Here is a 24,783-nt window from a genome sequence, read left to right as displayed (position 1 = left end):
CAATATAGAGACTTGGATCGGCACTTGGGAGGGGTGTCGCGACCGAAGGCGGCCAAAGCGCCGTTTTTCTTCAACCGCGCTGCAGGCTGACCAGGAGCACAAAGCCGACGCCGGACTTCTTCAGGGCTGGTGCGTCGATCGTCGAGCCGGCGTCAGTGCGCATCATCGGCACGGCCAGAACCGGAGCGGCCAGCACCGTCAGGATAAGCGCCGCCCGCGGCAGAAGCCGAAGGGTCTTGAGAGTGTTGGCGGCGATGCGGTTCATGGCGTTCAGCTTTTCTTTCGAGGTCTTGGTTTCTTTGGTCAGTTGCGAAGATGGGTGGGGCAGGCGAGGCGGCAGGTTCTGGAACTGGCTTCGTCCCAGGCGCGGGCCGGACGGCCCGCTTCGGCGACGAGGATGGCGAAGAACATTCCAAACAGGCTCACCAGCAGGCAGACGATGGTGAAGCGGCGAGCAAGCATTGGGTCGGTCTCCTTCAACACGCCGGAGAATGCCCTGATGCAACTGAACCGGCTCTGATGCCGGCGTTCATCTGCCGTTCAAGATGATTGACGGGTTTCGACGGCGCCGGCGTCGGTTTGGATAGCCGCCGGTGGGTATCGAGCATCATCGGCGCAGGATGTGTCGACAAACGAAAACGGGGCCCGTCGAGGCCCCGTCATCATGTCGCAAGGATGCGCTCGATCAGAGCTTGTGCCAGGTCTGGCTCTTGCAGATCAGTCCGCCGAGCACGCAGCCGCTCATCTTGAGAGAGCTGCCCGACAATGTCGCCTTGCCCGAATAGGTCTTGTCGTTTGCCGGATCGGTGATGTTGCCGGCATATTTGTTGTCGCCTGTCGCCTTGAGCGAGCCGATGGTCTTGCCGGCATATTTCCCGGACTTGAGCGTGATGGAAAACGAGCCGCCGCCGGCGATGGCCGCGGTTTCGCCGGCCTGCGTCTTCCAATTGCCTTCGATCGGATCGGCCCATGCCGCACTCGCCACGATCAATGTGGCCGCAAGGGCCAGGCTCAGTTTTCGAAACATGTCTTCCTCCCTGTGGATGTCCGGCCGGATGCTCCGCCTCGCCGGTCTGCCGCTTACGCAAACGTAAGCTAATCCAGCTCCCGGCAAAACAAAAGCGGTGCCGTAGCGGAAGACTTTGGGATTTTGCAGCCGCCTGAAAGCGCCTCCTCGACGATGAAATGAAACGATCGGCGCATCGCCTTTGTTCGCCGTGGTTAGCGAAGTCTTGCCCCCGCGCGAGAAGACTTTCGTCAAATTTGAGGCAAGCAGGCTGAATTGCTGGGTTTGTATCCTTAACGAATTTCGGCGTTTACCTCTTGTTTTAGCTTTGTTTTCCTCAAATTAAGCACGCCATTTAACGACGGATTCAAGCCTGCACGGCATTCTCGAAAGCATCGGAAGAGCAGCCGGCAAGACGAAAGAAGGCAGCTCTCGGGAGCCTGACAGGGCCGGAAAACAGGGGATTGAAATGGCACGTTTTGAAATGCTTGAAGCAGGTTTCGGCGCCATGGGAGCAACTGCCCAGGCCGACATCCTTTTCGAATTGGGCATGATGTATGCGACCGGCCGCGATTGCGAGACCGATGTCGTTGCCGCCCACAAATGGTTCAACATCGCCGCAATCAAGGGCTCGGCCCGCGCCGCCGAGCTGCGCTCGGAACTGTCGGCCGCCATGTCGAAGGTCGAGATCGCCACGGCGCTGCGCGAAGCCCGCGAATGGATGACCATGCACTGAAATCTGCCAATCGCAGACAGATCCATCGAAGACAGGGAAGCTCCGGGATCAAGGCCGCACAGACGGCCAGACCCGGCGAAATTGAAGGCCGCGCAAGACGGTCACGAAGGCAAGGGAAAGAACGCGGCAGGCCGCAAGGCCCAGTCGTGCGCGACACAGGGAAGCTGAGCGGATTTTTAGGCGCGGGGGCGCCTGGAGATTGCTCGACGGGCAAAAAAGCCACGACCAGCCGGAACAAGGCTGGCGTGGCTTTTTGCGTGGATGACGTCTTGCAGGCCCAATCGAGCGGCGCCAATGCGCCTAGACAGGCCGAATGAAGGATGAAATTGTCCGGCCTCTCTGGAAGAAGCGCGGCCGGGGCGGCCGCGCGTGAGTGGAGGAGTTCTACCATCATGAAAAAATTGAGTATTTTGAACGCGGCCATATTCGGCCTGATGTTGAGCACGCCGGTCGCACTCGCAGACGACATCACCTTTGCGGTGGTCGGCCCGATGACCGGACAGCTCGCCACCATCGGCGATCAGTTCAAGCAGGGCGCACAGGCTGCCGCCGATGCGATCAACGCCGCGGGCGGTGTCGACGGTCGTCAGATCAAGCTGAGCATCGAAGACGACCAATGCGATCCCAAGCAGGCCGTGTCGGTTGCCAACCGCGTCGTCGCCGATGGCGTCAAGTTCATCGACGGCCATGCCTGCTCGGGTTCCAGCATTCCGGCCTCGGCTGTCTATGCCGAAGCCGGCGCCTTGATGATGAGCCCGGCCTCGTCAAACCCGGTGCTGACCGATGCGGCAGCCAAGGCCGGCTGGCCGACGATCATGCGCCTTTATACGCGAGACGACGCGCAGGGCGCCTTCATCGGCCCATGGATCGCCAAGAAGTTTGCCGGCAAGAATGTCGTCGTCCTGCATGACAAGAGCGCCTACGGACAGGGCGTGGCTGACGCCGTCAGGGCAACGATGAATGCCGGCGGCCTCAAGGAGGTCTATTATGACGGCATCAACGCTGGCGAGAAGGACTATTCGGCTCTCGTCACCAAGCTCAAGGATTTGAAAGCCGACGTTGTTTATTTCGGCGGCTATCATCCTGAAGCCGGCCTGATCCTGCGTCAGTCGGCGGAACAGAACCTGAAGTTCCAGCTGATCATGCCGGACTCCATCGCCTCGCCGGAATTCTGGCAGGTTGCCGGCCCGGCCGGCGAGGGCACCATGTTCGTCTTCCCGTCGGATCCGCAGGCAAAGCCGGAAGCCAAGGCAGCCGTCGAGAAGATCAAGGCCGGCGGTTTCGTGCCGGAGGGTTTCACGCTGTTCTCTTACGCCACCATCCAGGCTTTCGCCGAAGGCATCAAGCGTGCCGGCAGCGACGACCCGGCCAAGGTTGCCGAAGCGTTGAAGAACGGTACGCCGATCAGCACCGTTGTCGGTGATGTCACCTTCGACGAGAAGGGCGACCTCAAGAATGCCAGCTACGACATCAACCAGTGGCATGACGGCAAATACGCGCCGATCGCGCAGTAATCGCCACCCTGGCGACTGGATGGCATAGAGAAATGGCCGGGTTCATCCCGGCCATTTTTTTGCTTCCCCTGTCGTGGCCTTCCGAACCGTCAGCTCACTGCTGTGGTCGCGGCGTTGTGCTCCTCGACGAACCGCACCAGCACCGTTCCGTCGGTGACCTGTGCGCCCTCTGTGGCGATCTCGGCGATCACGCCGTCATGCGGCGCGGCGATGGTGTGCTCCATCTTCATCGCCTCGAGGATCAGCAGCGGCTGGCCCTTGATCACCGTATCGCCTTTTCCCACGCGCACCAGCTTGACCAATCCCGGCATCGGCGCACGCAGGCTGCCGGTGCTTGCCGCCGCCTCATCGGCCCGTGCCAACGGGTCCGGCACGGCGAAGGTGTAGCCAACGGCGCCTTCGAACACGGTGATATGGCCTGGCCAGCGGGCGAGGCGTGGCGTGGCGCGAAAATCATGCGAATTGGTGTCGCCATAGGGCTTGTCCAGCGCGACCTGGAATCGTCCGTCCGCCCGCACCGAAACCTTCGCCGCGATATCGTCTTCGCCGAACTTCAGCCATGTGCGTCGCGCCACGCTGTGGAAATGGGCATAGCCGACAAGCGACGACCACGGATCGTCGGATGACGGGGTTGCGCCGGCACCGGAGGCCGCAAGAGCGGCGGCAGCAATGGTTTCGTCGCTCGGCGGCGGGACGGTCGCCAAGGTTTCTTGGTGTCTGCCAATCAGGCTGGTGTCGACATCGCCTGCAGCAAAATCCGGATCGGCGGCCAGAGCGGCAAGAAAGGCGGTGTTGACGGTCGAGCCGGCGATCTCGGTCCGGGATAGCGCCGCGCCAAGCGCTTCCAGAGCCCCCTGACGGTCCGTGGCGTGGACGACCAGCTTGGCAATCATCGGGTCGTAATAGGGCGAGATGGCGTCACCCGCCCGCACGCCTGTCTCTATGCGCATCGTGGCGCCTTCGGAGGCCGCGTCTGGAAATTTCAGATGGTGCAGCGTGCCCGTTGCCGGCAGAAAACCTTTCGTCGCGTCCTCGGCATAAATGCGCGCCTCGAAGGCATGGCCGACGAGCGCGATCTCGCTTTGCGTCTTGGGCAGCTTTTCGCCGCTGGCGACCCGCAACTGCCACTCGACCAGATCGTTGCCGGTCACCATTTCGGTGACCGGATGTTCGACCTGCAGGCGGGTGTTCATCTCCATGAACCAGAAGCGGTCGGCTTTCAGGCCCTGCGAGGCATCGACGATGAACTCGATGGTGCCGGCGCCTGAATAATTGATCGCCTTGGCGGCCTTCACCGCCGCATCCGTCATCGCCTTGCGCAAAGCCTCGGTCATGCCGGGCGCGGGCGATTCCTCGATCACTTTCTGGTGGCGGCGCTGCGCCGAGCAGTCGCGTTCATAAAGGTGCACTGCATTGCCGAAATTGTCGCCGAACACCTGCACCTCGATATGGCGCGGCTTGTCGACATATTTTTCGACCAGCACGCGGTCGTCGCCGAAAGCGGCTTTCGCCTCGCGCCGCGCGCTGGACAGCGCCTCGGAAAACTCATCGGGATGCTCGACCCGGCGCATACCCTTGCCGCCGCCGCCGGCGCGCGCCTTGATCAGCACGGGATAGCCGATCTCGCGTGCCTTGGACGCAAGCAGCACGATCTCCTGCGCCTCGCCATGATAGCCCGGCACGACCGGCACGCCGGCCTTTTCCATCAGCCGCTTGGCCGCGTCCTTCAGCCCCATGGCACGGATCGAGGCCGCCGACGGGCCGATGAAAATCAGCCCCGCCGCCGCCACCTGGTCGACGAAATCGGGATTTTCCGACAGGAAGCCGTAGCCGGGGTGAATGGCTTGTGCGCCCGTTGCCAGGGCCGCGGCGATGATCTTGTCACCGCGCAGATAGCTTTCGCTGACGGGCGAGGGGCCGATATGCACCGCCTCGTCGGCCATCTCGACATGCAGGGATCTCGCATCTGCATCCGAATAGACGGCGACAGTGCGCACACCCATCTTGCGCGCCGTCCGGATGACACGGCAAGCGATCTCGCCGCGATTGGCGATCAGGATCTTGGCGAACATGGAGCCTCCGCATGTAAGGTTCGAAGTCCATGGGAAGCAGGGCGCTTGAACACCCCCCTCTGTCCTGCCGGACATCTCCCCCGCAAGGGGGCAGATTGGCAGCTTTGCCCTCGCTGCGAACTTTCAGTGTTGGAATTTGGCGAAAGCGATAGCGACCGTCGATCTCCCCCCACGTGGGGGAGATGTCCGGCAGGGCAGAGGGGGGTACTGTCCCGTGAGCCATTCCAGCCCTCGGCGTAGAGCACTCCCTTACCAAGGGAGTGCTCTACCTTGCGGTCGGTAGTATCTATTTCGATGACGAGATTGCGCAGCCGCCACTCGCGGTCTTGAGCTTCCACCGTGTCAAGCCGGCTTGGCAATTGCGCAGCGCCGTCTCTTCCGCCGCCTTCTGGGACGGCGCGTTGAGCTTCGTCCCGCAGACAATGTAGAGGTCGACGACACGCGAATAAAAGGTTGTAGCGTAGGCCGAATGACCGCTCGCCGCGACGTAGCCCTTGTAGGCAACGTTGCATTCGCCCGAACCCAAGGTCGGCGGAAAACGCACGTCTCCCTTGCGTCCTGCGAGCGATTCCGCCGAGCCGGCGTCGGTCGCTGTTAATATTAGAAATACAGAAAGTATCGAAGCAGCCGTTCCCTGGCAATATTTCAGTTTCATTTCCAGCCCGTCCCCATTGCCCCATGCTGGATAAGCAGTAGCGAATATTTTGCCTCGCCGCCAGTTCACTGTTTGAGAATCGAAGCCGCCTATGCTGGTGAATCGATTGGTCCATACAGTTAAGCCTTTTCGCACGGCAGCAACGGTCCGCCGGTATAGTTCCGCCGTTTGTCCGTCGAAGTTGACCGTCCATTCTCACATCCGAAACACGCCAAAGCGCGTGTCCTCGATTTCGGCGTTGAGCGCAGCGGACAGGCTGAGTGCCAGCACGTCGCGCGTCTTCGCCGGGTCGATGATGCCGTCGTCCCAGAGGCGAGCGGACGAGTAGAGCGGATGGCCCTCATGCTCGTATTTCATCAGGATCGGCTTCTTGAATTTCGCCTCTTCCTCGGCGCTCCATTCCCCGCCCTTGCGCTCGATGCCTTCGCGCTTGACCATGGCAAGCACCGTTGCTGCCTGCTCGCCGCCCATCACCGAGATGCGGGCGTTCGGCCACATCCACAGGAAGCGCGGTGAATAGGCGCGGCCGCACATGCCGTAATTGCCGGCGCCGAACGAACCGCCGATGATGACAGTCACCTTCGGCACCCTGGCGGTGGCAACCGCCATCACCAGCTTGGCGCCATCCTTGGCGATGCCGCCTGCTTCATATTTTCGACCGACCATGAAGCCGGTGATGTTTTGCAGGAAGACCAATGGGATCTTGCGCTGGCAGCACAGTTCGACGAAGTGCGCGCCCTTCAGCGCGCTTTCGGAAAACAGCACGCCGTTGTTGGCGATGATGCCGACCGGCATGCCATGCAGATGGGCAAAGCCGGTGATCAGCGTGGTGCCGTAATTCTGCTTGAACTCGTCGAATTCGGAACCGTCGACGATGCGCGCGATCACCTCGCGGGCGTCATAGGGCTGGCGCAGGTCGGTCGGCACGATGCCGTAGAGTTCATCCGCCGGATGAAGCGGCGGAATCGATCTCTGTAAGTTTAGGCTTACAGTCTTGTTCCGATTCAGGTTTTTGACGATGCGGCGGCAGATGGCGAGCGCATGGTCGTCGTCCAGCGCATAGTGATCGGCAACACCGGAGAGCCTGGTGTGCACATCGGCGCCGCCGAGATCCTCGGCGCTGACATCCTCGCCGGTCGCTGCTTTCACCAGCGGCGGACCGCCGAGGAAGATGGTCGCCTGGTTGCCCACCATGATCGTCTCGTCGGACATCGCCGGCACATAGGCGCCGCCCGCCGTGCAGGAACCCATGACGCAGGCGATCTGCGGAATGCCGGCTGCCGACATGTTGGCCTGGTTGTAAAAGATGCGGCCGAAATGCTCCCGGTCGGGAAACACCTCGTCCTGATTGGGCAGGTTGGCACCGCCGCTATCGACGAGGTAGATGCAAGGCAAATTGTTCTGCAGCGCGATCTCCTGCGCCCGCAGATGCTTCTTCACCGTCAGCGGGTAATAGGTGCCGCCCTTCACCGTGGCGTCGTTGACGACGATCATCACCTCGGTGCCCTCGACGCGGCCGACGCCGGCGATCATGCCGGCCGACGAAATCTCCTCGCCATACATCGACCAAGCGGCGAACTGGCCGATCTCGAGGAAGGGTGAACCGACATCCAGCAATTGCGCGAGGCGCTCGCGCGGCAGGAGCTTGCCGCGCGAAACATGCCGCTCGCGCGCTTCCTCCGAGCCGCCGCGCTCGACGGTGGCCGCCTTCTCCGCAATGTCGGCGACCAGCGCCCGCATGCGCTCGGCATTGGCACGGAAGGTTTCGGAGGAGGGGGATATCTGGGTTTGCAGCGTAGCCATGCTATACCCCCTCCGCCATGATCTCGCGGCCGATCAGCCAGCGGCGGATTTCGCTGGTGCCGGCGCCGATCTCATAGAGCTTGGCATCGCGCAGCAGGCGGCCGGTCGGATAGTCGTTGATGTAGCCGTTGCCGCCAAGCAGCTGGATGGCGTCGAGCGCCATCAGCGTCGCCTTCTCGGCGGCAAACAGCACGCAGCCGGCGGCATCCTTGCGCGTCGTCTGGCCGCGGTCGCAGGCGGCGGCAACGGCATAGACATAGGCGCGCGCGGCGTTCATCACCGTGTACATGTCGGCCAGCTTGCCTTGCACCAGCTGGAACTCGCCGATCGCCTGGCCGAACTGCTTGCGCTCGTGCACATAGGGGATTGCCACGTCAAGGCACGCCGCCATCAGGCCGATCGGGCCGCCGGCAAGCACCGTGCGCTCATAGTCCAGGCCAGACATCAGCACTTCGACGCCGCGCCCTTCCTCATGCAGCACGTTGTCGAAAGGCACCTCAACATTTTCGAACACGAGCTCCCCGGTGTTGGAGCCGCGCATGCCGAGCTTGTCGAGTTTCTGCGCCACGGAAAATCCGGCAAAAGCCTTCTCGACGATGAAGGCGGTGATGCCGCGCGATTTCCGATCCGGATCCGTCTTGGCATAGACGACCAGCGTTTCGGCGTCCGGCCCGTTGGTGATCCACATCTTGGTGCCATTGAGCACGTAGCGATCATTGCGCTTTTCGGCACGCAGCTTCAGCGAGACGACGTCCGAGCCGGCGCCGGACTCCGACATCGCCAGCGCGCCGACACGCTCCCCCGAGCACAGTGGCGGCAGGTATTTTTCCTTCTGCGCCGTTGTCGCCCAACGGTTGATCTGGTTGACGCAGAGGTTGGAATGGGCACCGTAGGAGAGGCCGACCGAGGCCGAAGCGCGTGAAATCTCCTCGACCGCGATCACATGGGCGAGATAGCCCATGCCGGTGCCGCCGAAATCGGGATCGGCGGTGATGCCAAGCAAACCGAGCGCGCCGAGTTCGCCCCACAGATGCGCCGGGAATTCATTCGAGCGATCGATGTCGGCGGCGATCGGCGCGATGCGCTCCTGGGCGAAGCGCCGGACCAAGTCGCGCAGCGCCTCGATCTCCTCGTCATGCCCGAAGCTGAGCGTGTTCGTGTACATGCCGTTCCTCCCTGCGCATGACCCCGAAAATCGACTTTGATTTTCGGAAAGGGATCATGCGCAAAATCAAAATGCTACAGCGTCCTTTGCGCGTCCGAAGGGACGCGCGGCGCTGTAGGTACCGATCCTCGCGCCAACCAAACGCATTGTCATCGAAAGATATGTCGCCGTCACTTCAGCGATCGACAGCCGTTCGCCCGGCCGAAACCAGACGATGACGCCGGTCATCATCTGGATCAGCGCCATGGCCGTCAGCCCGGTGTCGTCGATGCTGAAAGCGCCCGTCTCGTCGCCGTCGCGCAGGATGGCGCGCAGCTCCTTCTCGTAAGCCGTGCGCATGCGCAGTATCTGTGTCAGCCGTTCGGGCGACAGACTGCGCAATTCCATGTTCGACACATGCGTGGCGTGTCGTCGCTCGATATGAAAGGCGATGTGATTGCGCACATAGGCCGAGAGCAGTTGCGCCGGATTTGCATCCGCCGGGCGGGCTGCTTCCCATGCTGTGGCCAGATCTTCCATGTGCTCGCGCATCAGCGTGAACAGAAGCTCTTCCTTGGTTGGAAAGTAGCGGTAGAGCGCAGCTGCCTGGACGCCGACTTCGCTGGCCAACTGGCGCATCGACATCGCCTCGTAACCAAGGCGCGCGATGAGGTTGACCGCTGCCTCACGGATAGACGCTTCGGTCTTTTCGCCATCGGACCCAGCGGTGCGTGCCATGTCAGCTCCTCTGCGGAGCAATAATAAAACGAACGTTCAATTAATTCAAGGCGCCCTATCCAAACTCACCTTCATGCAACGATCCTGAACCCAACAGAGGCGTTTTCTGCCACCAACTCCTCGACATCGACCTTGAAAACCGAAGCGCCGGTCGGCCCTTCCCAGAGGCGCTTGATCATTGTCGAGACCGCTTCATCGAGGCCTGCAATTTGCGTCGTTACGGACCCATCCGCTTCATTGCAAACCCAGCCCGCGAGACCAAGGCCTGTGGCCTCATCCCGGGCCCATGCTCTGAAGCCGACGCCTTGCACATTGCCGTAGATGCGCGCCTGCACTTTCCTGCGATGACCAGTCATGAATCTCTCCAAGCCTGTCTCGTTAAAATCTGGTGCATGGCTCAGGGAATGCAACATGAGAGTTGCGCGCACGACGCAATAGCTGGGCCCTCTGGCTTTGAAATTTCATTGACTCAGTCCATTAATTTTGAAAAATGGAGCTGCCCTATTGGGAGTTGGCTGGATGTTGGACGAACGCAACGCATTGGTGGCCGATGTCAGGCGCTTCAATCGCTTCTACACGCGCACCGTCGGCCTTCTCGACGAGACGCTGACACAAAGTGCATTCACTTTGACCGAGGCGCGCGTGCTGTTCGAATTGGGTCACCGCAGCAACCCGGCTTCCGCCGAAATCGCGGGCGAGCGAGGTTTCCTGGCTGGGGCTTTTCGGCTGGAGAATGGCCCGGCGGCCTCTGAAATATCAAGACAGTTGCGTGTCGATGCCGCCTATCTGACGCGGATCCTGCGCAAGTTTGCGGGCCAGGGGCTGACCGAGGCCAGAACGGACCCGGCTGACCGGCGCCGAAGGGTCCTCTCGCTGACCTCACGAGGCGAGGCAGCGCTTGCCAGACTGCAAGCGGCGGCCGATCGGGACACGGCGCGGCTGATCGAAAGCGTCCCCGACGACAGGTTGCATGAACTGCGCAGCGCCTTGCGCAAGGCGGGGGAATTGCTGGGCGATCCCACCCGTGACAGCAGCGAGGTGACGCTGCGGCCGCATCGCGTCGGCGATGTCGGCTGGGTCGTGCAGCGCCAGGCCCAACTCTATGCCGAGGAATATGGCTGGACGATCGAGTTCGAGGCCATGCTCGCCGAGATCGGCGCCGATTTCATTCGCAATTTCGTGCCCGGCCGCGATTTCTGCTGGATCGCCGAGCGCGGTGGTGAGCCGGTCGGCGCGGTGTTCCTGGTTCATCAGGACGACGAAGTGGCCAAGCTGAGAATGCTGCATGTCGAGTCGCCGGCGCGCGGCCTCGGCATCGGCAAACGACTGGTCGCGGAATGCGTGAACCAGGCCCGGGCTTGCGGCTACGCCAAGCTGGTGCTGTGGACCAACGACATCCTCGTCGCGGCGCGCGCGATCTACGAACGTGCCGGCTTCAGGCTGGTCTCGCAGGAGCATCACCACAGCTTCGGCAAGGATCTGACCGGCCAGACCTGGGAAATGAATTTGTAGCGTGCCTTGTGATTCTGGCTTGCCTACAACCGGATACTAGTTTCCCCGCGCCGCCGCCAAAGCGCCCGGAAGTTCATCGGCGAAGATGTCGAGTTCATGGTCGAGGCCGACGCTGACGCGAATGCAGCGGTCGAGCCGTGGCACCATGGGCTTGCGGATGAAGACGTCGCGTGACAGCAGACCTTGCAGAACTTTCAGCGCGAAAGCGCCATCGCCGCCGCAATCGATGGTGACGAAGTTGGTCGCCGACGCCAGCGGCTTCAGCCCGTTCGCTTCGGCAATGCCGGCGATGCGTCGGCGGCCGGCCGCGACCCGCGCCACCACGCTTTGCAGATAGTCCTGATCGGCGAGCGCCTCGACGCCGGCGATCTGCGCCATGCGGCTGACGCCATAATGGTTGCGGATCTTCTCGAAGTCGCGGATCACCTGGGCCTCGGCGATCGCATAGCCGCAGCGTATGCCCGCCAGCCCGTAAGCCTTCGAGAAGGTGCGCATGCGGATAACATTTGGCCTGGAGATATCGATCGGCGGCAGCGCCGAGGCCGGCCCGAGTTCGCCATAGGCCTCGTCGAGCACAAGCATGGTGGTTTGCGGCAGCGCCTCGATGAAGCGGATGATCTCGCTCCCCTCCCACCAACTGCCCATTGGATTGTCCGGGTTGGAGAGATAGACCAGCGGGGCCTTGTCCTTGCGCACCGCCGCCAGCAGGCCATCCAGGCTTTCCCGGTCGTTCTCGTAAGGAACTGTCACCAGCCGCCCGCCGACACCGGCAATGTGGAAGTTGAAGGTCGGGTAAGCGCCGAGCGAGGTGACCACCGCGTCACCAGGCGCGACGTACATGCGTGCCACAAGGCTGAGCAGGCCATCTATGCCCTCGCCGACAACGACGTTCTCGGCTTCTAGGCCGTGATGGGCGGCAACCGCCAGCTTCAGATCGTGATTGTCGGGATCGCAATACATCCACATGTCGCCGGCGATCTCGGCCATCCGGGCGGTGACGCGCGGCGAGGGACCAAAGCTGCTCTCATTGGCGCCGATGCGGGCGCGGAAAGCGCGGCCACGCTCGCGCTCCTGCGCTTCGGGGCCGACAAACGGCACCGTCGAAGGAAGCGCTGCGATGAGCGGCATGAGGGGAGGGCGCTGGTGCATGGCGGAAGCTCGCTTGAAAAAGGGCCTTCTTGCTAGCGTGGCCGACTTGGCCGTGCAAGCACCCGGCGGTCCGCAATCGTAACGCTGGATTCCTGCGTATCTTTTTGCTAGCGAGACGCAATGAACAATCGTCTGCCGCCTGCCTGGTCCAAGCACCTGAAGGTCCAAACCGGACCGAAACCCAAATTCCCGCAACCGAATCTTCCGAAAGCGAATTCGCTTTCGCGTGCGCAGGCCGACGAGGCGTTGCTGCAGCAGGCATATCAGTTTCAGCAAGTCAAACGGCTCGGCGAAGCTCAGGACTTATGCCTGCAAGTTCTGGCGCGTACGCCCAACCATCCACTTGCCCTGTATATCTTGGGGACCGTGTGCCTGGGCTACGACGATGAGGCGGCCTTGCGATATTTCGCACGCGCGGTCGGCGAGGAGCCAAAAAACCCTTACTACCACCTTGGGCTGGCTTCGGCCTATGTGAAGGTCAGCGAATATTCGCCAGCAATCAGACATATGCAATACGCCTTGGAGTTGCAGCCAGATCTTATCGAAGCACTTTGTGCATTGGGGGACGCTTATATCGACTTTGACAAACCTGAGATGGCTTTGCCGCTTTATGAGAAGGCACTAAAAATAAACCGGGATCATCCAAAGGTGCGGATCGGACTGGCTCGCGCGCTCACCAGCGTGGGACGGATGGTTGAAGCTGCCGCCTATCTTCAGGAGGCAATCGAACGTCGTATCAAGGTGCCGGCGGCGTACAATGACCTCGTGCAGACACAAAAATTCACCGAAGAGCCTAAGGAGCTCAAGGCCATTCTTGGCGAACTTGGAAATCCGAAGCTTGAACCGGATGGTGCCGAGAACCTTCATCTCGCGGCCGGCAAGGTGCTAAATGATCTCAAACGCTATAAGGATGCATTCGACCATTTCAACAAGTCGAAACAGGCATCAGGCCGCAACTTCGATATCGACCAATACCGTCGCTGGATAGACTCACTGATTGCGACCTTCACGCCTGAGATGCTGGCTGCCAAGGCCGATTACGGAAATCCTTCGGAAATTCCCGTGTTCGTGGTCGGCATGCCTCGCTCAGGCACGACTCTTACGGAACAGATCTGCGCCAGTCATCCTGATGTACATGGCGCGGGCGAACTAATGAAGCTTAGGCGGGTGGCGAATGCGATTGAACTCAGAAGGTCGTCCGCCGGAGATTTGAACTCGGCGATCGCGTCGATCACAAAAGGCTTGTCCCGAACATTGGCCGAGGAGCATTTGTCCTATCTGAAGGAGCGGGCGCCCGCGGCACTTAGGATAGTGGATAAGATGCCGCATAATTTTGAACTGATCGGTTTGATTGGCCTTCTCTTCCCCAACGCAAAGATCATCCATTGCCGCCGTGACGCCATCGACAATTGCGTCTCTTGCTATGTCTTGAAATTCGGCGAGGGGCACAGTTACAACACCGACCTGAAGACACTCGGTCTGTACTATCGCGAATATGACCGTCTGATGCAGCATTGGAACGAGGTTTTCCCGGGCCTGATCTTCGAAAACCAGTACGAAACGCTGGTTGAGGATCAAGAAGCGCAGTCACGCCGCCTCATAGATTACCTTGGGCTGCCCTGGGATGACGCCTGCCTGCGTTTTTTCGACAGGGATGGTTCGGTCAATACGCCCAGCCGCTGGCAGGTTCGCCAACCGATCTACAAATCGTCGGTCAAGCGCTGGAAGAATTATGAAAATGAGATTCAGACGCTGATTGATGCGTTGGGCGATCTAGCGGACAAATAGTCCAATCCGTAATTTGCCGACGAGCTTTGCGGGTGCATGCAATGCGTCCGAGACTTTCGCTGTTAATACCGAATCAGCACCGCATCCGATGGTCGTACAACGTCCTGAAAAAACCCGGCGGTTGCCCGCCAGGTTTCGATTTCGACAAGTCGAAATGTATTAGAACGAGCGCTGGAAGCGGAGCAGGCCGCCGACGCTGTTCTTCTTGTCGGCCGGAGTCCAGGCGACGTTATCCGTGCTGCCCTCATCGAACTTGCCGGCGTGAAGATAGTCAACTTCGGCCGTGACGGTGAAGCCGGGGACGATGTCATAGGCAACGTTCGCTGCGACGCCGACGTTCTTCCAGTCATCAGCAGACGCCTGAAGGTTGAACGAGGTCTTCTCGTTGAACTTGTAGGTGCCACCGCCCCAAACTGCCCAGTTGCCGCCCCACTGCTTGTAGAAGCCTCGACCGCCCGCGGGCTGATCGTAGGTCGGGTCGTTGAGGTTATCGTCGGTGCCATAGCCACCAATGATGAACAACGACAACTCGTTGGAAACGTTCACATCCAAGCGAACCTTGCCAGCGACTTCTTCGTAGTTGCTGTCATACGCAACGACACCAGTGATCGCGCCCCAGCCCTGGGTCCACTTCACGCCGCCGACAACATGCGGAACATAGCTGTCGATCGTGCCAACGCCATACTTGCCGTTGCCAAGATCGTCGACGGATCCAGCGCCCGAGCCTTCTTCGAGCGAGAGCACGGCCGAGAAACCATTGCCTGCGTCGAAATAGTACTGGACGACGTTGGTGTCGAAGTCGCCGTAGGGAACCAGCGTATCCTGGATGACATTGCCGGCGTAGCCGATGAACGTATCGAAGGCCGATTCGTCTTTACCGACGCGCAGACCGCCAAGTTGGATCCAGGCGAAGTTCAGCGATACGTCCTTGTTGTGCGCATCGTTCGGGCCGAAGTCGGGATCACCGTTGCTGTTGCCGAAATTGAAGCGGGTCTCGGTGTAGGTCTTCAAGGTGCCGAGCTCGGTCTCCTGGCCGGTCCAGGTTTTGAGCGTGAAGCGGGTGTTCTTGTACCAGGCTCCCTGGTTCTTGCCGTCCTGCACGTCGTTGCTGCGAGCACCATCGAACGAGCCGACGTCGCCAGCACCGATGTCATAACGGACATAGCCGCCGATGCGCAGGCAGGTTTCGGTGCCGGGGATGTAGAAGTAGCCAGCGCCGTAGACGTCGCAAATCTTGACGTATTCAGCGGGTTCCGGCTCGGCGACGACGACGGCGTCGGCGGCGCGCGCACCGGAAACTGCGATCAGGGCCGCAGCGGAGCCGAGGAGAAGGCTCTTGATGTTCATTTTCTGACCTCCAGTCAGAATCGAATGAAATTACGGGAGCCGCCGTCCGCTTCATCGGAGTAACGAGCTGTTATCGCTATCTCTTTTTGGAAAACCGTAGCATTTTTCGGTAGGCCTGCGGTCGTCACCAAAGCGTTTACTGGCGAAAGCGTGCCTGACCCGGATTTGAGATAACGTTCGAATGAAGCTGCCTTGGCCTGATTCGAGAAGGCCATATAGGTGACGATCCGCCATGGCAGGAACTTGGACGTATGGCTGGATTTTCCCGAATTGTGCTCGGCAAGCCGTCGTTTTAGGTCCGACGTCATGCCGACATAACGCCACCTTCCGCAACCTCGCTCTCCAGAAGATAAACGTACCACATGAGCCGGCCCCTCCTTTGCCAATGCGAGAAGGTATCCGGCTTGGCCGAAGGGCAGCTGCCAACCCTGTTTTTGCAAGAAATTCAGGCGCTTGAGCCCTCCTTCGCTACGGCTTCGGAGGGCATCCTGTTTCGCGCGGGGAGGTCGGGACTTGTCCTGCGAAGCGCGCAGCGCGAAGCAGGATGGCGGAGAGGATGGGATTCGAACCCACGAGAAGCTTTTGACCTCTACTCCCTTAGCAGGGGAGCGCCTTCGACCACTCGGCCACCTCTCCGTTGGGCCGCTGGATAAAGAAAAGCGCCGGCACAATCAACAAGCCCGCATCATTATATGCAAAATAAGAAGGCGCCGAACCGCGACCTTCCATAGATGTGGCGGTTCTGCGGTTGTTTCTGGCCAGCGACTCGGGAACTCGCCATGATTCCGTCGGTCCATCGCCGGATTCGGCGACGAGCAAGGGGTTGCGGTGGCCTGATGGTTAACGAGAGCTTTCTGAGTGAGGCCAAATCGTGTCATTTGTGCAACAACGCCGGGGGATAGCAGCCAGGCAGCCCTTTCACCGGTACGATCGTGGTTGAACGCCGCCGTCTCATGAGTAATGTCGATTTTGAAGGAGCGGCGCGGTGCGCATCTTTTTCGGTAGTGGGGATGGGGCAGGGAACGCTGTCCTTCAGCAAAGAATACCCAGACCCGTTTTTTAACTTTTGACTGGAGGTCAGAAAATGAACATCAAGAGCCTTCTCCTCGGCTCCGCTGCGGCCCTGATCGCAGTTTCCGGTGCGCGCGCCGCCGACGCCGTCGTCGTCGCCGAGCCGGAACCCGCTGAATACGTCAAGATTTGCGACGTCTACGGCGCTGGCTACTTCTACATCCCCGGCACCGAAACCTGCCTGCGCATCGGCGGCTATGTCCGTTATGACATCGGCGCTGGTGACATTGGTTCGTTTAATGGTGCTCGTGCTATCGACCGGATGGATGGTGACGTCCAGGATACCTGGAGAAAAAATGCACGCTTCACGCTGAAGACCTGGACCGGCCAGGAGACCGAACTCGGTACCTTGAAGACCTACACCGAGACTCGTATCAATTTCGGCAACACGAATTTTAGCGACGAAGCCTTCAATAAGGGCATTTCGCTTAATTTCGCTTGGATCCAGCTCGGTGGCCTGCGCGTCGGTAAGGACGAATCGGCGTTCGATACGTTTACCGGTTATGCTGGCAACGTCATCCAGGATACGCTCGTTCCTTATGGTGGCTTCGACACGAACGTGATTCAGTACTACTTCGACGCTGGGAACGGCTTCTCGGCTGTGGTCTCTCTCGAAGAAGGCTATGGCGACTTCACGATCGACAGCTACGTCCCTCATGTCGTTGGCGGCGTGAAGTGGACGCAGGGTTGGGGTGGCATCAGCGGTGTCATTGCTTATGACAGCAATTACGAAGAAGTTGCTGGAAAGGTTCGTTTGGATGTGAACGCCACGAATGAACTTTCGCTGTTTATCATGGGTGGCTACGGCACTGATGATAATATCAACGACTTCGGCGGTGGTCGCTCCATGTACAAGCTGTGGGGCGGCAACTGGGCAGTCTGGGGCGGTGGCACCTACAAGTTCAACGAGAAGACCTCGTTCAACGCCCAGGTGTCGTATGATGAAGACGAGAACCTCGGCATCGCGGCGAATATCGCCTATGACGTCGTTCCCGGCTTCACGGTCACGGCCGAAGTCGACTACGTCAATGCGGGCAGCTTCCCGGCGTCCAACTGGACCGGCGCTGACGATGACAGCAGCATCGGCGGTATCCTCCGCTTCCAGCGCTCGTTCTAAGGGCTGGTTCCTTACAGGTGAAATCCAGCCCGGGCGCACAACGCCCGGGCTGTTTTTGTTTCGTGACTGGATCAAGGCAAACGGAAGGATGGGGGTAACGGTAGCTGAATAAATCCGTGGGGTGATTTCGTGGGATCCGCTGATGGGCGGATGAAATCACAGCTGCGTGATTAAAATCTCTTGAAAGGACGCTTCCAAGCGGGTAGGGCTGACCTATCCCACTCGGGGGTGTGGCAAATGATGACGAACGAAGCGATTCAAGAGGGCGAGACCTCTGATCATTTTTCGATGTTTTCTTCTCAAAGTCCGAAGATTCGATACACCTACAACAAGATTAGAGAAGTAAAGTCGCATCGGGTCGGAGATCTTTTTTCAGCATATCGGGACATATTATGGGATGATGGGCGGCATAAGTATAATGTCAGCTCGTTCATCGGCGAAATAGACGAGATTCTCCTTGGGGAGCGTTTCAGCGCCTTTGACCAAAGTACCCTGGACAACCTTATCGGCACCTTGCGCCAGCGCGGCAACAGCAACGCAACCATCAATCGAAAAATGGCTGCCCTCAGCAAACTGCTGCGCAAGGCTCACAAGATGGGAGATATCCACAGCCTGCCCGAGTTCCGCCGCCAGAAGGAGCGGGCGGGTCGGATTCGCTTCCTCGAAAGGGACGAAGAGGCGCGCCTGTTCGCCGCCATCAAGAACCGCAGCGAGGATGCCTACAGGCTTTCCGTCTTCCTGGTCGACACCGGATGCCGTCTCGGCGAGGCGCTTGGGCTGATCTGGAACGATATCCAGGAGCATCGCGTCAGTTTCTGGATCACCAAATCCGGCCGCAGCCGCACCATTCCAATGACCGAGCGAGTCAAAGAAGTCATCAAGCTGCCTCCCACTGAGGGTCGCCGGCCCAAAGGACCGTTCACCAAGCTCAGCCAGGCACAGTTTCGTGCCATCTGGAACGACGCGAAGGCCGAAGTCGGCCTCGGCGCCGACGACCAGGTGGTACCCCACATACTGCGCCATACCTGCGCCTCGCGCCTTGTCCAGGGCGGCATCGACATCAGGCGCGTGCAGATGTGGCTCGGCCACCAGACGCTGTCGATGACGATGCGCTACGCGCATCTGGCCACAAACGATCTCGACGGCTGCGTCATTGTGTTGGAAACGCCTCGATCGACTCAGCCGGGCGGCAATCGCGCTGAAGGCTCCGTGTTTTCTTCGCCCGTGACGACGCCTTCGTCGCCGACGGCAGGGCGGAAAAAGAGGGACGAGGCAGCCGCCGCCGCAAAAGAGTCGCCGAAAGCGGCTCGGAAAAATTCAAAAGCCAAGTAGGCTGAAGAATCCTGTCTATACTATTGTAGCTATCCCGTGACCTTGTTTGGTCATGGGATTTACTTCGAGATATTCCTGCGTTCGGCTTGATCGAGAAAAGCGGCTATGTCGCCCGGCAGGCTGCCGGTCTCGAGGAATGGCGCATGGCCCTGGCCCTCGACAGTGATCGTCTCCATCATGGAATGGCGCTCTCTCATCTGGTTGAGCGTGTCCATGGACAGCAATCTCGAATTGGCACCACGTATGGCGAGCAACGGGATGGCGGCCAACGCCTCGAATTGAGGCCATAGATCAGGCAGCTTCTGCGTCAGATCGAGGCTCGCCACGGTATCCACCAACTTCGGATCGAAATCCGGCACCAGCCCACCATCCGTTTCGCGGTAGAGAGCCCATACCATCCGATCCCAATCGGCGCCGGAAAGGGCAGCGAAGTCCTTGCCATGCACGCTGCGCTGGGCGGAAGTCGCCTGTGTGCGGGTTTTCGGTGCCGGGTCGCGCTCGAGATAAGACTGGATATGGGCAAGTCCGGCCGTCTCGATCACCGGTCCGATGTCGTTGAAAACAATGACTTTCAGGATGGGTGGCCGCATCATCCCGAGCACATGGATGATCAGCCCGCCGCGCGAGGTGCCGATGAAGGCCGCTTCCCCGATGCTCAGCGCCGTCAGCCCGGCCAGGATGTCGCCAGCCTCCACGCCGACATTGTAATTTTTGACGTCGGGATCATAGGCTGACTGCCCGCGCCCACGGTAGTCGAAGGCGATGACCTTTCGCGGAGTTGCCGCATCCGTCGACAGATAGAGCGCCAGCTCGTGAAAATCCTTGGCGTTGCGGGTCAGGCCAGGCAGGCAGACAACCGGCCAGGATCCGGTATTGGCCTCACCATAGATGCGCGCATGAAGCTTCAGCTCATCGGGTGCGCTGAAGAAGAAGTCGGAAAAGCCTTTGGTGCTCGACATCTGGATTCTCTCCCGCCATGCCTCAGCCGACTGCTACAGGCGAGCGCGGGGATGGTCAAATAGAGGGCGGGGCGCTGAAGCTGCCGATCTCCCCCCTTGCGGGGGAGATGGCCGGCAGGCCAGAGGGGGGTGTGAAGGATTGCCAACCTTGGCCCATTACTGGGAATGAGCCATTGAACTGATAGGCCGAGGGACAGCACCCCCCCTCTGCCTTGCCAGGCATCTCCCCCGCAAGGGGGAGATCTCCAGCTTCGACGAAGTCGCCTCTTGAGCCGTCAACCCCGCCCGTTCACCAGATCCCCGACAATGTCGTATTTGCCCGAAATACGCATCTTGTAGACCTCGTAATTCTCCATCACGCGCTGAACGTAACTTCTGGTTTCCGTGTAGGGAATTCGCTCGATCCAGTCGACGACCGCGTCGATGTCCTTGCCGCGTGGGTCGCCATACCTGGCCACCCACTGGCTGGCCCGGTTGGGGCCGGCATTGTAGCCGGCGAAGGTCAGCACGTAGGAGCCGTTGAAGCGGTCGAGCTGTTCGCCGAGGAAGGCCGAACCAAGCGTCGCGTTATAGCCGGCATCAGTGGTCAGCCGTGTTTGTGAAAACTGCAGCCCGGCCTTCTTCGCCAGTTGCCTTGCGGTTCCCGGCATCAGCTGCAGCAGCCCGCGCGCGCCGGCGCTCGACACGGCGCCGATGTTGAATTCGCTTTCCTGGCGGGCGATCGCATAGGCCAGCGCCTTGCCCGAGCCGGAAATGTCGGCCGAATCGGGAATGACGCCGAGCGGATGCGACAATGCGCCGACATCGATGCCGCGCGCCCCGGCGATCTTGCCGATTTTCAGCGCCATGAAATGGTTCCCTTGCTTTTCGGCAAGGACAGCGAGCAGCGCCAGTTCGCCTGGACTGGTCAACTGCCCGGCAAGGTCACGATAGAGCGTCTCGGCATAGCGGTCGTAGCCCGCCTCCTGCAGCCGCTTGATGGCGCTGACGGCCTCGCGGCCGGCAAAATTCTGCCGGTCGGCTGCACTTGGCGAGGGATAGACGATGTTCAGCGCCTGCCGGCCCACGCGTTCGGCGGCAAGCTGGCCGTAGAATGTCGTGCCATAGGCAGTGGCGCGTGCAAAATAGTCCTTGGCATTGCCCGGACCGCCGACTTCCGCGGCACGGCCGAGCCAATAATAGGCGCGCGACAGCGTCATCGGCCCCTGGGCGAGGTCCGCGATGCGAGCGAAATGACTGGCCGCGGTTTTTGGGTCGTTCAGGCCGCGCAGCGCATACCAGCCAGCATGGAATTCGGCGTCTGCCGCATTGGCGGCACTTTCGGCGGCGTGTGTGGCGACGATCTTGTACGCGGTCTTCATGTCGCCCTGGTCTACCAGTTCGCGCGACAACACCCGGCGCTCGACCCACCAGGCATCCGGATCGACGAGAGCGTCGCGATCGGTCGGCGCCTGCATCACAATGGCGGCGGCCCCGGCAAAATCCTCCTGCTTGCGCAGATATTCGGCCTGCGCGAAGAAGTAGCCGGCCGAACGTTGCATTGCCGGCACGGCCTTCAGCAGCTTGGGCGCGTTCTTGTCGCCTTTGTCGGCCGCCGCCCAGGCCTCGGCGAGTTGCTGGGCGCCAGCCAGGCTGGCGACGCGCAAGGCGGAATTCGCGCGGTCGGCATAGAACATGCGCTCCATGCGAAAACGGTGGTCGGTGGCCGGGATCAAGCTGCCGAATTCCTTGATCAGCGCCGCCTCGTCCCTGGCCTCCAGGATCGCGGTGCGCCAGAAGGGCGACAGCACCGAACGTGCCGCCTTGATATTGCCTGACGCCACATAGGCGCGGGCAAGAACCATCACGCCTTCGAATGTCTGCGGCTGGCTGCCGTCGAACGCCCTGATAACGATGTCGGGGGCAGGGTTCTCGCGATAGAGTGCGCGCTCGCTGTTCCTGCGCAGGGCGACGGTGCCCGGCCAATTGGGCAGCATCTTGGCCGCAGCAGTGATATCGCCGCTCGGAACCTTGTCGCCGCCATAAAGCGCGATCGCCCAGGCAAGGATATGCTGGTCGAGCGACTGAGCGGGAAGGGCATCGCGCACTCCACGAGCGCGGGGACTATCGCCCGCCGCCAACGCATCCAGCCCGCTTTTCAGGGGGGCGACGTCAGGCAAGGGCGCCTGTCGCGTCCTATCCTGCAGGTCTGGCAGCGCAATTGCAGCGCCTGGCATCGGAATGGCTGAGGTGACCCGTACGTCCACGCTACCGCTGATCGCCATGCCCGGCATCAGCGCGAGCGTGGCGCCAAGCAGCGCGAGAATGTGAGGCCGACCGCCCGGCATGATCCTTAAGTCTTTCCTTGTCCTGGCATTCCACAGGCTGGCGAAGATGCCTCGAAGCCTAAACTTAGGTCATGAAGAGCCCGTAAACAAAGGGTTAGCGAGGCTGTTCGAATTGCGCTTGCTGGCACCATGGCAATGCTTGCCGCGCAACCATGTCGAGACTATGGTGCGCCGCTTCGCTTTCGGTTAGAAGGCGCGACCACAAACACCGACACAAACACCAGAAGTGCCAAGGAGTTGGACGACATGCTGAGAGGCTCGCTTACTGCGCTCGTGACACCGTTCGAAAAGAGCGGGCGTTTCGACGAGAAAGCCTTTCGCGCGTTCGTCGAATGGCAACTCTCAGAGGGCACGACGGGCCTGGTGCCGGTCGGCACCACCGGCGAGTCGCCGACGCTGTCGCATGACGAGCACCGCCAGGTCGTCAAGGTGTGTATCGAGGTGGCCAAGGGCCGCGTTCCGGTCGTCGCCGGCGCCGGCTCCAACAACACCGAGGAAGCAGTCGGCCTCGTGCAGTATGCCGAGAAGGCCGGCGCCGATGCCGCCCTCGTCGTCACGCCCTACTACAACAGGCCGACACAGCGCGGTCTTTACGAGCATTTCGCGGCGGTCGCCAAGGCGACCAAGCTGCCGATCATCATCTACAACATCCCGCCGCGCTCGGTCATCGACATGATGCCGGAGACGATGGGGCGGCTCGCGCACGACTTCAAGAATATTGTCGGCGTCAAGGATGCCACCGGCAAGGTCGAACGGGTCTCCGAGCAGCGCGCCACGTGCGGCAAGGATTTCATCCAGCTCTCGGGCGAGGACGCTTCGGCGCTCGGCTTCAACGCGCATGGCGGCGTCGGCTGCATTTCGGTGACATCGAACGTTGCGCCGCGGCTCTGCGCCGAATTCCAGGAGGCAACGCTTGCCGGCGACAGCGTCAAGGCGCTGGATCTGCAGGATCGCCTGCTGCCGCTGCACAAGGCGATCTTCATCGAGCCTGGCGTTTCCGGCGCCAAATACGCGCTGTCGAAGCTAGGCAAGGTCGAAAACGTGCTGCGCTCGCCGCTGGTGACGATCGAACAGTCGACTGCCGACAAGATCGATGCGGCTATGAAGCACGCCGGCTTGATTAATTAGCGAGCCCGTTTGGAAACTCTACTCCTGCGGCCATCTGAAGGCGTCACCTGCGCTTCCGGTGCTCACGTACTATATGTACGCTCCGCTCCGGTTCTCGATGACACCATCATCTGACTCGCAGGAGCGAGTTTCGAAACGGACTCTAAGCATCATGAACCAGGTCAGAAAAGCCGATCCCAACAACAAGACCGTTTCGGAAAACCGTAAGGCGCGGTTTTCCTATGAGGTGCTTGACACGGTCGAGGCCGGTCTGGTGCTGACCGGCACCGAGGTCAAGTCGCTGCGCCAGGGCCAGGCCAACATCCAGGACAGCTATGCCTCGGTCGAAGGTGGCGAGATCTGGCTGATCAATTCCTATCTGCCGGAGTATCTGCAGGCCAACCGCTTCAACCATGAGCCGCGCCGGCGCCGCAAGCTGCTGCTCAACAAGCGCGAGATGGCGAAACTGTCACAGAGTGTCGACCGCGAAGGCATGACACTGGTGCCGCTGAAAATCTATTTCAACGACCAGGGCCGCGCCAAGCTGCTGCTCGCTGTCGGCCGCGGCAAGAAACTGCACGACAAGCGCGAATCCGAGAAGCAGCGCGATTGGTCGCGCGAGAAGGGCCGGCTGTTAAAAGAGCGTGGGTAGGCGGGGCCATTCGCTTGAAGAACCGGATTGTCCTCTTTGGTTTGGCCAGCCTGGTCTTGTTGTGTTTCGTCGCCGCAGGCGGCTATCTCTATTTCAGGTCATTCTCGCCGGATCGCGATAAATATCCGGTCAGGGGCATCGACGTCTCCCATCATCAGGGCCAGATCGATTGGCGGCGCGTAGCCGCCGACGATGTCGCCTTTGCCGTCATCAAGGCGACCGAAGGCGGCGATCATGTCGATGATGCTTTCGCACGGAATCTGGAAGAGGCCCGGGCCGCCGGTCTCGCCGTCGGCGCCTATCACTTTTTCACCTTTTGCCGGCCGGGTGCGGACCAGGCGAAGAATTTCATCTCGGTGGTGCCGCACGATCAGTCCCTGCTGCCACCCGTGGTCGACATCGAATTCGGCGGCAACTGCCCGCAGCGGCCGACGCCCGAACAATTGAACGCCGAACTGGCCGCGTTCCTCGCTCCAGTCGAGGCGGCGTTCGGCAAGCCGGCGGTGGTCTATCTGACCGACGACGCAGCGGAAGCGTATGCAGGGCGCATTGCTGCCCGTCCGCTCTGGCTCCGCTCATTGCTCCTGGAGCCGGATCGCGACGACTGGGTCTACTGGCAGTACCACAACAGGGGTCGCGTTGACGGCATCAATGGCGATGTCGACCTGAATGTGCTGCAGGGTGGGCCAGCCATGTTGGATGCGCTGAATGCACTGCCGCGCTGAGTTGATGTCTGGCGGACACCAGCTCCAAT

General features: G+C 60.7%; 23 protein-coding genes and 1 tRNA gene. 9 read left to right on the top strand and 15 right to left on the bottom strand.

Annotation, left to right across the window (positions count from 1 at the left end):
- Window positions 1-70: 70 nt before the first annotated feature.
- The 3 genes from NKJ67_RS30480 to NKJ67_RS30470 form a co-directional block, all read right to left on the bottom strand.
- The gene (locus tag NKJ67_RS30480) at window positions 71-265 is read right to left on the bottom strand and encodes a hypothetical protein (RefSeq protein WP_127270986.1); all 195 of its coding nucleotides are present in this window, start codon (window positions 263-265) and stop codon (window positions 71-73) included.
- Window positions 266-303: 38 nt separating this feature from the next.
- Window positions 304-462: a hypothetical protein gene (locus NKJ67_RS30475; RefSeq protein ID WP_023812838.1), complete on the bottom strand. Its 159-nt coding sequence runs from the start codon at window positions 460-462 to the stop codon at window positions 304-306.
- A gap of 223 nt (window positions 463-685) precedes the next feature.
- Window positions 686-1,027, bottom strand: coding sequence for a DUF2147 domain-containing protein (locus NKJ67_RS30470; RefSeq protein ID WP_127270988.1), 342 nt, complete (start codon window positions 1,025-1,027; stop codon window positions 686-688).
- Between the two features lie 448 nt (window positions 1,028-1,475).
- On the opposite strand from NKJ67_RS30470, the gene NKJ67_RS30465 reads away from it, so the two are divergent.
- Together NKJ67_RS30465 and NKJ67_RS30460 are read left to right on the top strand one after the other, a co-directional pair.
- A complete protein-coding gene (locus NKJ67_RS30465; protein WP_013532614.1) occupies window positions 1,476-1,742 on the top strand; it encodes an SEL1-like repeat protein in 267 nt (88 codons plus the stop codon).
- A 392-nt stretch (window positions 1,743-2,134) separates the two neighbouring features.
- Window positions 2,135-3,256 (top strand): ABC transporter substrate-binding protein, encoded by a 1,122-nt coding sequence (locus NKJ67_RS30460; RefSeq protein WP_127810906.1) that lies wholly within the window; start codon window positions 2,135-2,137, stop codon window positions 3,254-3,256.
- An 89-nt stretch (window positions 3,257-3,345) separates the two neighbouring features.
- On the opposite strand, the gene NKJ67_RS30455 is transcribed toward NKJ67_RS30460, so the two are convergent.
- The 6 genes from NKJ67_RS30455 to NKJ67_RS30430 all read right to left on the bottom strand — a co-directional run bounded on the left by NKJ67_RS30455 (window position 3,346) and on the right by NKJ67_RS30430 (window position 10,024).
- Complete coding sequence (locus NKJ67_RS30455; protein ID WP_352584968.1) at window positions 3,346-5,328, bottom strand: ATP-binding protein; 1,983 nt, start codon at window positions 5,326-5,328, stop codon at window positions 3,346-3,348.
- A gap of 286 nt (window positions 5,329-5,614) precedes the next feature.
- Window positions 5,615-6,118, bottom strand: a complete 504-nt coding sequence (locus NKJ67_RS30450; protein ID WP_352584966.1) for a hypothetical protein — start codon at window positions 6,116-6,118, stop codon at window positions 5,615-5,617.
- A 60-nt stretch (window positions 6,119-6,178) separates the two neighbouring features.
- Window positions 6,179-7,786, bottom strand: a complete 1,608-nt coding sequence (locus NKJ67_RS30445; RefSeq protein ID WP_352584964.1) for a carboxyl transferase domain-containing protein — start codon at window positions 7,784-7,786, stop codon at window positions 6,179-6,181.
- A gap of 1 nt (window position 7,787) precedes the next feature.
- The gene (locus NKJ67_RS30440) at window positions 7,788-8,951 is read right to left on the bottom strand and encodes an isovaleryl-CoA dehydrogenase (RefSeq protein ID WP_352584962.1); all 1,164 of its coding nucleotides are present in this window, start codon (window positions 8,949-8,951) and stop codon (window positions 7,788-7,790) included.
- A 66-nt stretch (window positions 8,952-9,017) separates the two neighbouring features.
- The gene (locus tag NKJ67_RS30435) at window positions 9,018-9,668 is read right to left on the bottom strand and encodes a TetR/AcrR family transcriptional regulator (RefSeq protein WP_352584960.1); all 651 of its coding nucleotides are present in this window, start codon (window positions 9,666-9,668) and stop codon (window positions 9,018-9,020) included.
- Between the two features lie 71 nt (window positions 9,669-9,739).
- Window positions 9,740-10,024, bottom strand: coding sequence for an acylphosphatase (locus tag NKJ67_RS30430; RefSeq protein ID WP_352584958.1), 285 nt, complete (start codon window positions 10,022-10,024; stop codon window positions 9,740-9,742).
- A gap of 163 nt (window positions 10,025-10,187) precedes the next feature.
- Here NKJ67_RS30430 and NKJ67_RS30425 point away from each other — a divergent pair, with 163 nt between their 5' ends.
- Complete coding sequence (locus tag NKJ67_RS30425; RefSeq protein WP_352584956.1) at window positions 10,188-11,180, top strand: bifunctional helix-turn-helix transcriptional regulator/GNAT family N-acetyltransferase; 993 nt, start codon at window positions 10,188-10,190, stop codon at window positions 11,178-11,180.
- A 36-nt stretch (window positions 11,181-11,216) separates the two neighbouring features.
- On the opposite strand, the gene NKJ67_RS30420 is transcribed toward NKJ67_RS30425, so the two are convergent.
- Window positions 11,217-12,329 (bottom strand): pyridoxal phosphate-dependent aminotransferase, encoded by a 1,113-nt coding sequence (locus NKJ67_RS30420; protein WP_352584954.1) that lies wholly within the window; start codon window positions 12,327-12,329, stop codon window positions 11,217-11,219.
- 120 nt (window positions 12,330-12,449) lie between these two features.
- On the opposite strand from NKJ67_RS30420, the gene NKJ67_RS30415 reads away from it, so the two are divergent.
- A complete protein-coding gene (locus tag NKJ67_RS30415; RefSeq protein ID WP_352584952.1) occupies window positions 12,450-14,117 on the top strand; it encodes a tetratricopeptide repeat-containing sulfotransferase family protein in 1,668 nt (555 codons plus the stop codon).
- A gap of 159 nt (window positions 14,118-14,276) precedes the next feature.
- On the opposite strand, the gene NKJ67_RS30410 is transcribed toward NKJ67_RS30415, so the two are convergent.
- The 3 genes from NKJ67_RS30410 to NKJ67_RS30400 form a co-directional block, all read right to left on the bottom strand.
- Window positions 14,277-15,464 carry a porin gene (locus tag NKJ67_RS30410; protein ID WP_023812850.1) on the bottom strand — a complete coding sequence of 396 codons (1,188 nt, stop codon included), beginning with the start codon at window positions 15,462-15,464 and terminating at the stop codon, window positions 14,277-14,279.
- A gap of 14 nt (window positions 15,465-15,478) precedes the next feature.
- A complete protein-coding gene (locus NKJ67_RS35255) occupies window positions 15,479-15,772 on the bottom strand; it encodes a GIY-YIG nuclease family protein (protein WP_502895159.1) in 294 nt (97 codons plus the stop codon).
- Between the two features lie 237 nt (window positions 15,773-16,009).
- Window positions 16,010-16,100, bottom strand: a tRNA-Ser gene (locus tag NKJ67_RS30400).
- A 448-nt stretch (window positions 16,101-16,548) separates the two neighbouring features.
- Here NKJ67_RS30400 and NKJ67_RS30395 point away from each other — a divergent pair.
- The gene (locus tag NKJ67_RS30395; RefSeq protein WP_352584950.1) at window positions 16,549-17,652 is read left to right on the top strand and encodes a porin; all 1,104 of its coding nucleotides are present in this window, start codon (window positions 16,549-16,551) and stop codon (window positions 17,650-17,652) included.
- A gap of 237 nt (window positions 17,653-17,889) precedes the next feature.
- A complete protein-coding gene (locus NKJ67_RS30390) occupies window positions 17,890-18,984 on the top strand; it encodes a tyrosine-type recombinase/integrase (RefSeq protein ID WP_352584948.1) in 1,095 nt (364 codons plus the stop codon).
- A 59-nt stretch (window positions 18,985-19,043) separates the two neighbouring features.
- On the opposite strand, the gene NKJ67_RS30385 is transcribed toward NKJ67_RS30390, so the two are convergent.
- Both NKJ67_RS30385 and NKJ67_RS30380 read right to left on the bottom strand, forming a co-directional pair.
- Window positions 19,044-19,943 (bottom strand): alpha/beta fold hydrolase, encoded by a 900-nt coding sequence (locus NKJ67_RS30385; protein WP_352584946.1) that lies wholly within the window; start codon window positions 19,941-19,943, stop codon window positions 19,044-19,046.
- Window positions 19,944-20,218: 275 nt separating this feature from the next.
- Entirely contained in the window at window positions 20,219-22,270 is a 2,052-nt protein-coding gene (locus NKJ67_RS30380) for a lytic transglycosylase domain-containing protein (protein WP_352584944.1), read from the bottom strand.
- 246 nt (window positions 22,271-22,516) lie between these two features.
- On the opposite strand from NKJ67_RS30380, the gene dapA reads away from it, so the two are divergent.
- The 3 genes from dapA (at window position 22,517) to NKJ67_RS30365 (ending at window position 24,754) form a co-directional block, all read left to right on the top strand.
- On the top strand, window positions 22,517-23,398 hold the full coding sequence (dapA, locus tag NKJ67_RS30375) for a 4-hydroxy-tetrahydrodipicolinate synthase (protein ID WP_127408488.1): 882 nt from the start codon (window positions 22,517-22,519) through the stop codon (window positions 23,396-23,398).
- 151 nt (window positions 23,399-23,549) lie between these two features.
- Window positions 23,550-24,029 (top strand): SsrA-binding protein SmpB, encoded by a 480-nt coding sequence (gene smpB / locus NKJ67_RS30370; protein ID WP_013532594.1) that lies wholly within the window; start codon window positions 23,550-23,552, stop codon window positions 24,027-24,029.
- A gap of 14 nt (window positions 24,030-24,043) precedes the next feature.
- A complete protein-coding gene (locus tag NKJ67_RS30365; RefSeq protein ID WP_352584942.1) occupies window positions 24,044-24,754 on the top strand; it encodes a glycoside hydrolase family 25 protein in 711 nt (236 codons plus the stop codon).
- Window positions 24,755-24,783: the final 29 nt, after the last annotated feature.

Origin of the sequence: Mesorhizobium sp. M0088 (assembly GCF_040322895.1) — a bacterium.
Lineage (GTDB): Bacteria > Pseudomonadota > Alphaproteobacteria > Rhizobiales > Rhizobiaceae > Mesorhizobium.
Note: the sequence above shows the minus strand (reverse complement) of the source record. Positions and strands in the feature narration are given on the sequence as shown.